Origin of the sequence: Pseudogemmobacter hezensis, assembly GCF_013155295.1 — a bacterium.
GTDB classification, from domain to species: Bacteria; Pseudomonadota; Alphaproteobacteria; order Rhodobacterales; family Rhodobacteraceae; genus Pseudogemmobacter; species Pseudogemmobacter hezensis.
The window spans coordinates 64755-78695 of sequence record NZ_JABJXT010000003.1 but is presented as its reverse complement, the minus strand read 5'-3'; the positions used below and the strand labels follow the sequence as shown (position 1 = coordinate 78695).

Genomic DNA, 13941 nt, shown 5'->3' with positions numbered 1-13941 from the left:
CCCGCACACGCAGGCCGGGGGCGATGCTGTCTGTCACCGCTTATTCAGCGGGGATTTTTCCGGCGGCCTCGACCAGCGGATGGGCCAGATGCGGCAGCATTTCCTTCGGGCAGACCTGCAGGAAATTGCCGCGCTCGACCTCCCAGTCGGCAAGGATGCGGGCCGCTTTGCGCGAGCCGGTCTCGGCCAGATGGCGCTCGACCAGGGTTTTCAGCTGCGCTTCCCAATGCGGATGGCCGATGCCATTGGTCAGCAGGCCCTCGGGATTGACCATCTCAGCGGCCTTGCCTTCCGGGTCGTAGAGATAGGCCATGCCGCCCGTCATCCCCGCCCCGAAATTCGCGCCGATCTCGCCCAGGATTACCGCGACGCCCCCGGTCATATATTCACAACCGTTCGAACCGCAGCCCTCGATCACCACGCTTGCGCCCGAATTCCGGACCGCGAAGCGCTCGCCCGCCTTGCCAGAGGCAAAGAGGAACCCGTCGGTCGCGCCATAAAGCACGGTATTGCCGATGATGGTGTTCTCCTCGGCCTTCAGCGGCGAGGCCATCTGCGGGCGCACCACGATCACACCGCCTGACAGGCCCTTGCCGACATAGTCATTGGCGTCGCCCTGGACCTCAATCTTGATGCCGTTGACCGCGAAGGCGCCAAGGCTTTGCCCGGCGTTCCCGGTCAGCTTCACCGTCAGATGGTCGTGCTGCAGGTTATTGCGCATGCCAAACTTGCGCACGATATGCGACGAGGCGCGGGTGCCGATGGTGCGCGAGGTGTTCCTGACCGCGTAGGACAGCTGCATCTTTTCGCCGTCTTCGAAGAAGCGGTGGCCATCCTTGATGATCTCGGCATCCAGCGTGTCGGGCACCGCATTGCGGGGCTTCGAGCGGTCATAGGTGATCTTCTGCGTGCCATCGACGGTGATCAGCAGCGGGTTGAGATCCAGATCATCCAGGCTTGCCGCACCGCGCGAGACCTGGACCAGCAGATCCGGGCGACCGATGATCTCATCCAGGCTGCGCGCCCCAATCGACGCCAGGATCTCACGCACTTCCTGGGCGTAGAAGGTGATCAGGTTCACCACTTTATCGGCATTGCCGGTGAACTTGTCACGCAGCGCCTTGTCCTGGGTGCAGACGCCCACCGGGCAGGTGTTCGACTGGCACTGACGCACCATGATGCAGCCCATGGCGATCAGCGCGGCGGTGCCGATGCCGAATTCCTCGGCCCCCATCATCGCCGCCATCACCACATCGCGGCCCGTGCGAAGGCCCCCATCGGTGCGCAGCGTCACCCGCTCACGCAGGTTGTTCATCGACAGCACCTGATGCGCCTCGGTCAGGCCCATCTCCCACGGAAGCCCCGCGAATTTGATCGAGGTGCCGGGGCTGGCGCCCGTGCCGCCGTTATGGCCCGAGACCAGGATCACATCGGCCTTGGCCTTGGCCACGCCCGCCGCAATCGTGCCGACCCCGCTGGCTGACACCAGCTTGACCGTCACCTTGCAGCGCGGGTTGATCTGCTTCAGGTCATAGATCAGCTGCGCCAGATCCTCGATGGAATAGATATCGTGATGCGGCGGTGGGCTGATCAGCGTCACACCCTTGGTCGAGTGGCGCAGCCGCGCGATCAGATCGGTGACCTTCATCCCCGGCAGCTGGCCGCCCTCGCCGGGCTTTGCGCCCTGGGCGACCTTGATCTCCAGCTCTTCGCAGGCGTTCAGGTATTCTGCGGTGACACCAAAGCGCCCCGAGGCCACCTGCTTGATCTTGGCGCAGGGGTTGTCGCCATTCGGGAAGGGGTGCTGGTGTGCCGGATCCTCGCCGCCCTCGCCGCTGTCGGATTTCGCGCCGATGCGGTTCATGGCGATGTTCAGCGTCATATGCGCCTCGGGCGACAGCGCCCCCAGCGACATGCCCGGCGTCACAAACCGCTTGCGGATCGAGGTAATCGATTCGACTTCCTCAATCGGCACCGGCTTGCCCAGCGTTTTGATGTCCAGCAGATCGCGCAGATGGATCGGCGGGTTTGAGCGCATCGCCGCCGAATAGGTCTTCCACAGATCATAGCTGGCGCGGTCGCAGGCCGCCTGCAGCATATGCATGGTCTGCGCTTCCCAGCCGTGCTTTTCGCCCGAGCGCCGCGCCTTGTAGAAGCCGCCAATCGGCAGCACTTCGGCGCCGCCCAGCCAGCCGCGGGCGTGAACCTCTTCCAGCTTTTGCTCGATCCCGTGCAGACCGATGCCCGAGATGCGGCTGTTCATGCCGGGGAAATACTCGGCCACCATGGCACGCGACAGGCCCACCGCCTCAAAGTTCAGACCACCGCGATAGGACGAGATCACCGAGATCCCCATCTTCGCCATGATCTTCAACAGCCCCGCATCAATCGCATCGCGGTAGCGGCGCATCGCGTCCAGCAGGCTGCCATCCAGCAGGTTGCGCTCGATCCGGTCAGCGATGCTGTCCTGCGCAAGGTAGGGGTTCACCGTGGTCGCACCGCAGCCGATCAGCACCGCGAAATAATGCGGGTCGATACATTCGGCGGAACGGACGTTGATCGAGCAGAAGGTCCGCAGCCCCTTGCGGGTCAGCCAGCTGTGCACGGCCGAAGTCGCCAGGATCATCGGCATGCCGACCTTTTCGGTGCCCTGATGTTCATCGGTCAGCACCAGCTGCCCCGCGCCCGAGCGCACGGCGTCCTCGGCCTCGGCCCGGATCCGCTCCAGCGCACCTTGCAGATCGTTCAGCGTCGGGCCGACCGGGAAGGTGCAGTCGATATAGGCGACATGATCGCCGAACTGCTTCACCATCGCCTCAAATTCGGCATTGGCAACGAAGGGGCTTTCCAGCACCAGGATCTCGGTCTGGCTGGAGTTTTCATCCAGCACATTGCGCAGATTGCCGAAGCGGGTTTTCAGCGACATCACCCGGCCTTCACGAAGGCTATCGATCGGCGGGTTCGTGACCTGGCTGAAGTTCTGGCGGAAGTAATGCGACAGCGGCCGGTAGATCTTCGACAAGACCGCAGGCGGCGTGTCATCGCCCATCGAGGCGATCATTTCCTTGCCGTCCTCGGCCATGGGCGCGAGAACCTGTTCCAGATCCTCGACCGAATAGCCCGCCGCGATCTGGCGCTTGCGCAGCTCGCCGCCTTTGAAAACGGGGTGCTCGGGCAGCGCGTCGAGATCGGGCGAGAGATGGGTGATCTTGCCGACCCATTCGCTGTAAGGCTGGGCGCTGGCCAGTTTGTTCTTCATCTCGGTATCGTGGTAAAGTTTGCCTTCAACCATATCGACGGCGATCATCTGCCCCGGCCCAAGCGCGCCTTTTTCGCGGATGGTCAGCTCATCCACCGGCACCATCCCAGCCTCAGAGCCCGCGATCAGCAGCCCGTCGCCGGTGACCACATAGCGCATCGGGCGCAGACCATTGCGATCCAGCCCGCCGCAGACCCAGCGGCCATCGGTCATCGCCAGCGCAGCCGGGCCATCCCATGGCTCGATCACCGAGTTGCAATAGGAATACATATCCGCCCAGGCCTGGGGCATGGTGTCGGTCTGTTTCGACCAGGCCTCCGGCACCAGCATGGTTTTCGCCATGGGCGCCGAACGGCCCGAGCGCACCATCACCTCAAACACCGCATCCAGCGCACCCGAATCCGAGGTGCCGCCGGGGATGATCGGCTTGATGTCCTCTGCCATCTCGCCAAACGCAGAGGATGCCATGCGGATCTCGTGCGATTTCATCCAGTTGACGTTGCCCTTCAGCGTGTTGATCTCGCCGTTATGGGCCAGCATGCGGAAGGGCTGCGCCAGCCACCATTGCGGGAAGGTATTGGTGGAATAGCGCTGGTGATAGATCGCAAAGGCCGAGACGAAACGCTCATCCTGCAGGTCGGGGTAAAAGACCGAGACCTGTTCGGCCAGCATCATGCCCTTGTAGATCACCGAGCGGCAGGACAGCGAGCACAGATAGCAGCCATGGATCCCGGCGGCGGTAACGGCTTTCTCGATCCGGCGGCGGATGATGTAAAGCTCGCGCTCGAACTGCTCGCGGTCGATTTCCTTTTCGCAGCGGATCAGGATCTGCTCGATCTCAGGGCGGGTGGCATTGGCCTTCTCACCCAGGACCGAGATGTCCACGGGAACGTGACGCCAGCCATAGATGTAATGGCCCATGCGCAGCACTTCGGTTTCCACGATCGTGCGGCAACGCTCTTGCGCGGCGAAATCCGTGCGCGGCAGGAAGACCTGGCCGACCGCGATCCATTTTTTCTGATCCGGCTCATGCCCGGTGCGGCGCACCACGTCATAGAAGAACTCGACCGGGATTTGCACATGGATGCCTGCGCCGTCGCCGGTTTTGCCATCGGCATCAACCGCGCCGCGGTGCCAGATCGCCTTCAGCGCGTCGATCCCGGCCTGGACGACTTTGCGCGAGGGCTTGCCAGAGGTTGCAACCACCAGGCCGACGCCGCAGGAGGAATGCTCATCCTCATCACGGTAGAGGCTGTGCTCGGCCATGAAGGCACGCTTGGCTTCTTCGGCTTTCACCCAGGCTTCATCATAGGTGGTCATGGCTCACTCCTCCTGGGCTGGCGCTGGAAGCATGGCAAGAAACGCGGCTTCCGTGATCTGTTTGGCGGGTCCGGCAAAGGCGAAAGCCGGGGGCCGGTGGTCGATGTAAATCTCATTGGCAAGGGTCAGGTCTGAGGGATCATCCATCAGACCCGCCGCCAGGTAGTAATCGTCGGGCGCACCCGGCGCCGTCAGCCGATACCAAAGCGAGCTGCCGCAGGTGCCGCAAAAGGCCCGCTCGGCCCAGTCAGACGAGGTATAGCGGCGCACGGTATCAAGGCCCTCGATGCGGATATTCGCCTCGGGCACATCGAGCGTGACCAGCGCCACCCCGGTCCAGCGCCGACACATGCCGCAATGGCAGGCATTCACCTCATGCGGCGGATGCGAGACCGTGATCTGCACCGCGCCGCACAGGCATTGGCCGTGACTGTCATTCGCCATAACGCGCCCTCCAGAGCCGTTCGAGACCCTGCTGCGCCGGGCCCTGAGGTGCGGGCGCATTGGTCAGCAGCGGATCGCAGTCATAAAGCGGGCGGGTCGCGGCAAAGCCAGGCTCGCCCGGGAAGATGAAGTCGATGGGGCTGCCGTCAATCGGCACCCATTGCCCGTCGCCCAGATCGGTCTGGCCGGGGCCTGCAAAGAACATCCGCTTGTCACGTGAGATATACTCATGCCCGCGCGAGGCCCGCAGCGGATTGCCGTCAAGATCGGCCTCGGTGGCCTCAAACTCGGTTTCCTCAAGCACGACACCGTCGATGGTGATGCTGCGCCCGGTCAGACGGTCAAAGCCGATCACCCGGCTGTCCGGCCCGAAATTGCGTGTCAGGGTGAAATCGAAAGTGTCCAGCCCGGTATCCAGCAGCTCTGAGAAAGAGGCGGGATCCTCGGCCACATCACCCAGATACTGCACCTCGCCATCGCCCAGCGAAATGCTTTCCACCCATTGGGTTTCGAAATTGATCCGGGACTGGAAGAACAGGCCTTCCTGGTCGAAATCGGCCCGCCACTGATCGCCTTTGGCGTCATTGCTGCAGATGTAATGGTTCGAGACCCGGCAGCCCTTGGCCTGAACGGTCATATTGATCTCGCAGCCCTCGGGCGCGCTCCAGGTGCGCGCCGCAGACGGGCCTGCGAAAGCAGCCAGGACGGGAAGAAGGGCAAGGGTCAGAGGGCGTTTCATGGAACGGTCAACCTTTGTTTCGTTTCGACATCACGCCCGAGTCTAACCCGGATCGGACGATGATGCTGTTCACTTCGGCGTCGGGCAGAGTGCTGGTATCAGGGCCAAAAGCTGGCGGGCTTTGATGCCGCCACCCCGCCGCAACGACAGCCTGCGGAAAACTCACTCGGCCGCGACGGCCCCGGCCGATGTGAATTGCGCAACGATAGCGTCGGCAGCCTCGCGGCCGTCGCGGATCGCCCAGACCACAAGGCTGGCACCGCGCACGATATCGCCCACCGCATAGACGCCGGGCAGGCTGGTTGCATGGGTGCGGAAATCGGCCTTGATCGTGCCCCAGCGGGTGACCGCCAGCGCGTCGACGCCCCAGAGCGTCGGGATCGCCTCTGGCTCAAACCCAAGCGCCTGGACGACCAGATCGGCGGGCTCGACGTAATCCGCGCCCTCGATCACCTCGGGCGACTGGCGGCCAGAGGCATCGGGCGCGCCAAGGCGCATCTTTTGCACCATTACGCCCTCAACCTGCGTGCCGCCCGAAAAGCCCTTCGGCGCGGCCAGCCAGACGAATTCGACGCCCTCTTCCTCGGCATTCTGCACCTCGCGCTGCGAGCCCGGCATATTGGCGCGGTCGCGGCGGTAGAGACATTTGACCGAGGTTGCGCCCTGGCGGATCGCCGTGCGCACGCAGTCCATCGCGGTATCACCGCCGCCGATCACCACCACCCGTTTGCCTTTGGCATTCAGGCTGCCATCCTCATAGGCGGCGACAGTGTCGCCAAAGGACAGGCGGTTCGAGACGGTCAGGTAGTCCAGCGCCCGGACGATCCCGGTGGCACCCGCGCCGGGGGCCTCGATCTCGCGGATTTTATAGACGCCGGTGGCGATCAGCACGGCATTGTGGCGCGCGCGGATTTCCTCAAACGACTGATCAACGCCGACCGTGCAGTTCAGCACGAATTTGACGCCAGAGGCCTCAAGCTGTTCGACCCGGCGCATGACGACCGGCTTTTCCAGCTTGAACCCGGGGATGCCATAGGTCAGCAACCCGCCCGCACGGTCATATCGGTCATAGATGGTGACCTGAATTCCGGCGCGGCGCAGACGCTCGGCTGCAGCCAGGCCACCAGGGCCTGCGCCGATGATGCCGACCGATTCCAGGCGCTCGGCATGGGGGCGGACAGGCTGGACCCAGCCTTCCTCCCATGCGGTATCGGTGATGTATTTCTCGACCGAGCCGATGGTGACCGTGCCATGGCCGGATTGCTCGATAACGCAGTTCCCCTCGCAAAGGCGGTCTTGCGGGCAGATGCGGCCGCAGATCTCAGGGAAGGAATTGGTGGCCTGGCTGATTTCCCAGGCCTCTTTCAGGCGGCCTTCGGCGGTCAGGCGCAGCCAGTCGGGGATATTGTTGTGCAGCGGGCAATGCGCCTGGCAATAGGGCACGCCGCATTGGCTGCAGCGGCTGGCCTGCTCTGCCGCCTTTTCGGTGGCGAATTCGCGGTAGATTTCATCGAAATCCCGGTTGCGCTCGGTTGCTTCGCGTTTCTGGGGCGTCTCTTTGCCCAGTGAAACGAATTTCAGCATTTTCTGCGTGGCCATGGCTGCGCGTCCCTCAAGGCAGGTTCCGGGTGCGCCTTACTAGCCTTGCGGCATTTCAAATAAAAGTCAGCACAGTTTACCTATATGTGGATTTTTCCGGATTGGCGCGAAAAACACGCACGACAATCCGAAATATAGGTCAGCATAAGTTCCAAATCCACTCAGTAACCCGCCAAAAGCGCCACCATGGCCGCCGAGCCGACAATGATTCGCCACCAGCCAAAGACCGCATAGCCGTGACGGCTGATGTAAGAGAGCACCCATTTCACCACCAGCAGCGCTGCCACAAAGGCCACCGCGAAGCCGACCGCGATATCCCAGACCGCGCTGAAATCCAGCTCATGGCGGGTCTTGAACAGGTCATACCCAACCGCCGCCACCATGGTCGGCAGGCTGAGCAGGAAGGAAAACTCGGCCGCCGCCCGCTTTTCGACCCCCATCATCAGCGCGCCAACAATCGTCGCCCCCGAGCGCGAGACGCCCGGCACCATCGCCAGGCACTGGCAAAAGCCAATCGCCAGCGACTTGCCAAAGGGCAGCGCCAGGGCGTCGAAATGCTGCGGTTTTGGCGAGATTCGGTCAACGACCAGCAAGATCACCCCGCCAAGGATCAGCATCACCGCAATCAGCATCGGCGTTTCAAACAGCACATTCTTGATGAAACCATGTGCCAGCAGGCCGATGAACACGGCGGGCAAAAACGCCAGCGCCACCGAAACGATCGAGCGCCGCGCCGCATCGCTGTGACGGGCCGCGATGAAAAGCTGGGTCACTTTGGCGGCAAAAACCGAGGTCAGCGCCAGAATCGCCCCCAGCTGGATCACCACCTCAAAGGTGCGGCTGTCCGATTCGAAGCCCAGGAAATGCCCGGCCAGCAACAAATGGCCGGTAGATGAGACAGGAATAAACTCGGTCAGCCCTTCCAGGAGACCCAGAAAGGCGGCGATCAGTGTATTGTCCAAAATCTCAGACCTTCTTCAGGTTCTTTGCCGAATCCTTAATGGCAGCAAACTGGCCCGAGGGGCGGAAGCGCCACAGATAATCTGCAATCACCGCCTCAAAGGCCAGCGGCGTCACGCCCAGATCGGCAAAGCCACGCGCCCCTTCGGCGACCACATTGTCAGCCGCCAGCATCTTCAGATGATCGCGGGTGACGATTTTGTTCACGATCAGCCCGCCGGTCAGCGTCTCGACCAGGTCAAAGCCGAAAGCCGGCAGCGCCATCAGCCCAACGGGCAGGTTCAGCACGATACGGCGGCGCTGAATGACCGGCAGCATGCGGTTCAGCAGCTCGGACAGGGGGGCAGCCTCGGGGCCGCCCAGCTCGTAAACGCCGGGCGCGGCCGGGTTGGTGATCGCCTGAACGGCGGCCTGGGCCACATCATCCACGAAAACCGGCTGGAATCGGGTCGCGCCGCCTGCAATCGGCAAGAGCGGGGCGAATTGCGCCATGGCCGCGAATTTGTTGAAGAACTGATCCTCGGTGCCAAAGATCACCGAAGGGCGCAGGATGATCGCATCTTCGAATGCCGCCAGAACGGCCGCCTCGCCTGCCGCTTTCGACTTGCCGTAAAGCGAGGCGCTGGCCGCATCTGCGCCAATCGCCGAGAGATGGATCAGCTTTGCGACGCCCGCCTCTTTTGCGGCCTGGGCGATATTGGCCGCACCCGCCACATGAACGGCGTCGAAATTGTTCTTGCCGCCACGGCGGAAGGTGCCAACGCAGTTGATAACTGCATCCGCGCCCATCGCGGCCCGCTTCACGCTGGCCAGATTGCGGATATTGCACAGAATCGGCTCGACCTGGCCCGGGGCGCCATAGGGTTTGACGAAAAGCGCTTCATTCGGGCGACGCACCGCCACCCGCACCCGCCAGCCCAGACGGGCAAATCGGCGTGCGATGTAGCGGCCGACAAAGCCCGAACCGCCATAGATGGTGACCAGCTTGCTCATGCGGAAAACTCCCCTGCGGGCTCACGTGCTTTTCTTTTCCTTAGCCCCGCCAGTCGGTGCCAGCAAGGTAAAAGCCATATTTCTATGGGCTGATTGCAGGGCTTTCGCGGGGTCAGAAAAAAATCTCGCATTTTCTGTCAGATGGCTTGTTGACAACCCCTGATGCCAGGGGTACATCGCCGCTACGACATCGCCCAGATGGCGGAATTGGTAGACGCGCTGGTTTCAGGTACCAGTGCCGCAAGGCGTGGAGGTTCGAGTCCTCTTCTGGGCACCATATCCTCAGACACTTCGGTGTCAGAAGATATTTCTACCAAGACATCAACGCCCGTTGGACCCCGGTCCAGCGGGCGATGTTCTTTTGGGCCATATGACGCCGCAAGATTGCCGCGCAGAACTGCCGTATTTCAAACAGAAAAGCCCCCGAAAGGCCTGACGCAAAGCGCGGCTTTCCGGGGGCTATAAAACGGGGGACCATAAAACGGGGCCCCCTCAAATCAGGGCCCTCTCAAAAAATCTGTCAGCCCATCCGTTCGGAGGCGTAAGAGCCGGGCGAGGCCGGGAATACCACCGTCTTGTCGCCATTCAGGAACACGCGGCGGTGGATATGGGCATGCACCGCCCGCGCCAGCACCTGGCTTTCCACATCACGCCCCAGCGAGACATAATCATCCGCCGATTGCGCGTGGGTGACGCGGATGATGTCCTGCTCGATGATCGGGCCCTCGTCGAGGTCGGCCGTCACGTAATGCGAGGTCGCGCCGATCAGCTTTACCCCGCGCTCGAACGCCTGCTTATAGGGGTTTGCGCCCTTGAAGGACGGCAGGAAGGAATGGTGGATGTTGATGATCCGCCCCGACATCGCCTGGCACATCTCATCCGAGAGAACCTGCATGTAGCGCGCCAGCACGATCAGCTCGGCACCCGAGTCGCGCACGACCCGCATCTGCTCGGCCTCGGCCTGGGGTTTGTTCTCTTTGGTAACCTTGATGTAGTGGAACGGGATGTCGTGGTTCACGACAACCTTCTGATATTCCATATGGTTTGAGATCACCGCCACGATATCGATCGGCAGCGCGCCAATACGCCAGCGATAAAGCAGGTCGTTCAGGCAATGGCCAAAGCGCGAGACCATGATCACGACCTTCAGCTTGGTCGCCTCATCATGGAATTGCGCCTGCATGCCCAGGGCCTTCGCGGTATCGGCAAAACCCGCCTGCAGTTTTTCCAGCCCCGTCCCAGCCTCGGAACGGAAGCTGACGCGCATGAAAAAGCGCCCGGTCTGGCTGTCATCGAATTGCGAAGAGTCGGTGATATTGCAACCGTTTTCAGCCAGATAGCCGGCGATGGCGGCGACGATGCCGCGCTTGCTCTCACAGGTGACAGTCAGGCAATATTTGGTCATATTGATCTCCGGGCGATGGTCCTGGCGGCAGATTGGCGGGCCAGTGATGGGAAGAAACCTGAGTTCTGGGCAGGATCCGGTTCAGACGGCTGCGCAAGTCTGGCGTGATTGTGCAACTGCGGCGTGACTTGGAATGCGCATCGCTGTCAAGCCCTGCACCGGCAAGGCGATGTCCGGGGCATACCCGGTAGACCTTAGGGGGACGCCCCGAATGGCGCGGTCAGTCACGGCGGGGCTGTCCATCTCGGCGGCCATTCGGTCTGTCTCCTTCGGTTGGCGACTGTCGGCAGGATTGCAGGTTGCACATATGCCTGACAGTGGAATTACATTCCTGATATGCAAATGCGTGACACCACCCCCATCGGCAAGCATCTGATTGCCCTGATCCGCCCTGTTTTTGCACAACGCCTTATCTGCGGGCAGATACAGGGGCCTGCGGCGCAGGAACTGGCAGTCTGATAACAGCGCCGCCCCGATCTGCGCCGTCAAATCAGCAAAAATTGCGCAGATCCGGCACAGCTGGGGCTGGCGTCACGGCGCCCGATGGGTCTAATTTCGCGCAACGCTGTTTTCAGGCGCCACGACAGTTTCAGGCACCCCAAAAGGGCGCTTCCGCAAAGGCCAGGCAGATGACCACACCGCTTTCCTTCACCACGACCCAAAACCCCGCCCCCATGCCCGAGGCTGACCGCCAGGCCGCCTTTGGCAATCTGGGCTTTGGCACCCTGTTTTCCGATCACATGGCGGTCATTCACTGGACGGTCGAAAAGGGCTGGCACGACGCCACCGTCTCGGCGCGCAAGCCCTTTGAGCTGGATCCGGCCTCAAGCGTGCTGCATTACGCGCAGGAAATCTTTGAGGGCATGAAGGCCTATCGCGGCAAAGACGGCACCATCACCCTGTTCCGCCCCGAAGAAAACGCCCGCCGTTTCAACGAATCCGCCCGCCGCATGGCGATGCCGGAGATCCCCGAGGCCGATTTCATCAACGCGGTCGAGGCGCTGCTGGCCGCAGACGCGAAATGGGTGCCCGAGGCCGATGGCGCCAGCCTGTACCTGCGCCCCTTCATGTTCGCCAATGAGGCGTTTCTGGGCGTGCGCCCCTCGAAAGAGTTCATCTTCTGCGTCATCGCCTCGCCCGTTGGCCCCTATTTCAAGGGCGGCGCAAAGCCGGTCAGCATCTGGGCCACCCAAAGCTTTACCCGCGCGGCAATCGGCGGCACCGGGGCTGCGAAATGCGGTGGCAACTATGCCGCCAGCCTGCAGGCCCAGGCCGAGGCCGCGCAGAATGGCTGCGATCAGGTGGTGTTCCTGGACGCCAAAGAGCACAACTGGATCGAAGAGCTGGGCGGCATGAACGTGTTCTTCGTGTTTGAGGATGGCTCGATCTCGACGCCGCCTCTGGGCACGATCCTTCCGGGCATCACCCGCAAGTCACTGATCCAGCTGGCGAAAGATGCGGGCATCACCGTGACCGAGCGCCCCTATTCCTTTGAGACCTGGAAGGCAGACGCCGCCAGCGGCAAGCTGAAAGAGGCCTTCGCCTGCGGCACCGCCGCCGTGGTGGCCGGGATCGGCCAGGTCAAATATGAGGGCGGCAGCTTTACCATGGGCGACGGCCAGACCGGCCCCGTCACCACCAAACTGCGCGAAACCCTGGTGGGCATCCAGCGCGGCAGCATCGCTGATCCGCATGGCTGGATCCGCAGCGTTTCGGTCTGAACTTAACCACGGCTGGGCCGGGTCTGGTGATCAGATCTGGCCCAGCAGCCGCCACCACAGAAACTCCAGCGGCAGCAGCATCACCACCGTCAGCCCCGCCAGCGGCAGGATGATGCGCAAAAGATGCGACGGGCGCTCTCCGCTTAGCTGCATGGCAACGATCAGCGGCGCCACCTGATAGGGGAAAAGCGGCGTCGAAAAGCCCAGGACCTGCGTCATCAGCACCGTCTCAAGGCCAAAACCGCTGGATTGCGCCAGATCGGGCGCGAGCGGCGTCAGCACCGCAGGCACGCCGGGCACCGTGGTGAAAAGCCCGGTCACCGTGGCCATCAGCGACAGCGACATGAAGTTCAGAAAGGCCGCGCCCTCGCGGATCGGCAGCAGATCAGCAAGGGCCGTGCCCAGCATCGCGCCAAGGCCAGAGCTATTGACCAGCGCCCCAAGCGCCAATGCCCCCGCGACAAACAAAAGCAGCCCGAAATCCATCGCCTGCCGAAAGGCCTGCGGCGGCACCACGCCAAAACGCGGCAGCAAAAGCGCACAGGCGGCGACCAGGCCGATCCAGGCGGCGTTAATCCCATGCAGGCTGTCGGTCATCCAAAAGCCCAGCGTCACCAGCAAAACCAGGCCCACCCGCAGCTGCGCCCCGGTGTCGCCAGCGGCAGGCGCAACAACGGGCGGCGCGCTCGCCTCAGTGGTCGAGGCCGGGAAAAGACGCAGGATCAGCACCACGGCCAGGGCCGATTTCAAAAGCCCCATGATGGGATAATGCAGGATCAGATACTGCATATAGCCCAGATGTATCCCAAGGATGGTATCCGCCGCGCCCGAAAGCACCATATTCGGGATATTCGCGGGCAGGATCGCAAAGCCCGGGATATTGCAGCCAATCGCCACCGCAACCGCCACACCGATCCGCCCCTGCGAGCCAGGCACCAGCCCCAGCCGATCCGCCAGCGCGATCCCCAAAGGCGCCAGCACCGCCGCCCGCCCCACCGATGAGGGCATCACAAAGGCCATCAGCGCAGCCGTCACCATCAGCCCGCCAATCAGCCGCGGATAGCTGCCGCCCAGCAAAGGCGCCAGCACCGCTGCCAGCCGCGCCCCAAGGCCGGTCAGCCCGATCGCCGCCCCGATCACAAAGCCCGACACGATCAGCCAGACCGCCGCCGAGGAAAAACCGCTGAACACCAGATCCGGCGTCGTCAGCCCCAGCACCAGCACGAAGGCAAAGAACCCAAGGCTGGCCAGATAGCCCGGCACCAGTGCCGTCGCCCAGAGAACCAGCGTCACCAGGATCACCGCCAGCATCTGCGCCTGCAGGCTCGACAGCCCCCAGGGCTGAACCAGCGCCACAAATCCCGCCAGCATGAAAACCAGCCCGGCCACCGCCTGCGGCAGGCCAAGGCCCGTCCCGGATTTTTCAGTCTTTTGCATGCCGCGCGCGCCCCCGCGTTCAGGAATTTCGCGCGACGCTAGTGCCTGATGCGAAGGGGGGCCA

The 13941-nt window shown here is 62.7% G+C and carries 9 protein-coding genes and 1 tRNA gene; 2 read left to right on the top strand and 8 right to left on the bottom strand.

The annotated features are described in order from the left end of the window. Positions 1–40: 40 nt before the first annotated feature. The 6 genes from gltB to HOY34_RS04225 form a co-directional block, all read right to left on the bottom strand. Positions 41–4579, bottom strand: a complete 4539-nt coding sequence (gene gltB / locus HOY34_RS04250) for a glutamate synthase large subunit (protein WP_172360160.1) — start codon at positions 4577–4579, stop codon at positions 41–43. 3 nt (positions 4580–4582) lie between these two features. After that, complete coding sequence (locus HOY34_RS04245) at positions 4583–5023, bottom strand: GFA family protein (protein WP_172360158.1); 441 nt, start codon at positions 5021–5023, stop codon at positions 4583–4585. Next, positions 5013–5762: a hypothetical protein gene (locus tag HOY34_RS04240; RefSeq protein ID WP_216654639.1), complete on the bottom strand. Its 750-nt coding sequence runs from the start codon at positions 5760–5762 to the stop codon at positions 5013–5015. The genes HOY34_RS04245 and HOY34_RS04240 overlap by 11 nt, the downstream gene beginning before the upstream one ends. 162 nt (positions 5763–5924) lie before the next feature. Further along, positions 5925–7361, bottom strand: a complete 1437-nt coding sequence (locus HOY34_RS04235; protein WP_172360156.1) for an NAD(P)-dependent oxidoreductase — start codon at positions 7359–7361, stop codon at positions 5925–5927. Between the two features lie 161 nt (positions 7362–7522). Beyond that, on the bottom strand, positions 7523–8326 hold the full coding sequence (locus HOY34_RS04230) for an undecaprenyl-diphosphate phosphatase (RefSeq protein WP_172360665.1): 804 nt from the start codon (positions 8324–8326) through the stop codon (positions 7523–7525). A gap of 1 nt (position 8327) precedes the next feature. Further along, positions 8328–9314, bottom strand: a complete 987-nt coding sequence (locus HOY34_RS04225; protein WP_172360154.1) for a complex I NDUFA9 subunit family protein — start codon at positions 9312–9314, stop codon at positions 8328–8330. Positions 9315–9506: 192 nt separating this feature from the next. On the opposite strand from HOY34_RS04225, the gene HOY34_RS04220 reads away from it, so the two are divergent. After that, positions 9507–9591 (top strand) — tRNA-Leu (locus HOY34_RS04220). A gap of 243 nt (positions 9592–9834) precedes the next feature. Here HOY34_RS04220 and purU read toward each other — a convergent pair. After that, positions 9835–10719, bottom strand: a complete 885-nt coding sequence (gene purU, locus HOY34_RS04215) for a formyltetrahydrofolate deformylase (RefSeq protein ID WP_172360152.1) — start codon at positions 10717–10719, stop codon at positions 9835–9837. 629 nt (positions 10720–11348) lie between these two features. Here purU and HOY34_RS04210 point away from each other — a divergent pair. Then, a complete protein-coding gene (locus HOY34_RS04210) occupies positions 11349–12440 on the top strand; it encodes a branched-chain amino acid aminotransferase (RefSeq protein WP_172360150.1) in 1092 nt (363 codons plus the stop codon). 30 nt (positions 12441–12470) lie between these two features. Here HOY34_RS04210 and HOY34_RS04205 read toward each other — a convergent pair whose 3' ends face one another. After that, positions 12471–13877, bottom strand: a complete 1407-nt coding sequence (locus HOY34_RS04205; RefSeq protein WP_216654637.1) for an SLC13 family permease — start codon at positions 13875–13877, stop codon at positions 12471–12473. Between the last annotated feature and the right edge of the window lie 64 nt (positions 13878–13941).

Excerpts from the sequence above, each read along its gene's own strand:
- gltB (WP_172360160.1), bottom strand. The coding sequence starts at position 4,579 with ATGACCACCTATGATGAAGCCTGGGTGAAAGCCGAAGAAGCCAAGCGT.
- HOY34_RS04245 (WP_172360158.1), bottom strand. The coding sequence starts at position 5,023 with ATGGCGAATGACAGTCACGGCCAATGCCTGTGCGGCGCGGTGCAGATC.
- HOY34_RS04240 (WP_216654639.1), bottom strand. The coding sequence starts at position 5,762 with ATGAAACGCCCTCTGACCCTTGCCCTTCTTCCCGTCCTGGCTGCTTTC.
- HOY34_RS04235 (WP_172360156.1), bottom strand. The coding sequence starts at position 7,361 with ATGGCCACGCAGAAAATGCTGAAATTCGTTTCACTGGGCAAAGAGACG.
- HOY34_RS04225 (WP_172360154.1), bottom strand. The coding sequence starts at position 9,314 with ATGAGCAAGCTGGTCACCATCTATGGCGGTTCGGGCTTTGTCGGCCGC.
- purU (WP_172360152.1), bottom strand. The coding sequence starts at position 10,719 with ATGACCAAATATTGCCTGACTGTCACCTGTGAGAGCAAGCGCGGCATC.
- HOY34_RS04210 (WP_172360150.1), top strand. The coding sequence starts at position 11,349 with ATGACCACACCGCTTTCCTTCACCACGACCCAAAACCCCGCCCCCATG.
- HOY34_RS04205 (WP_216654637.1), bottom strand. The coding sequence starts at position 13,877 with ATGCAAAAGACTGAAAAATCCGGGACGGGCCTTGGCCTGCCGCAGGCG.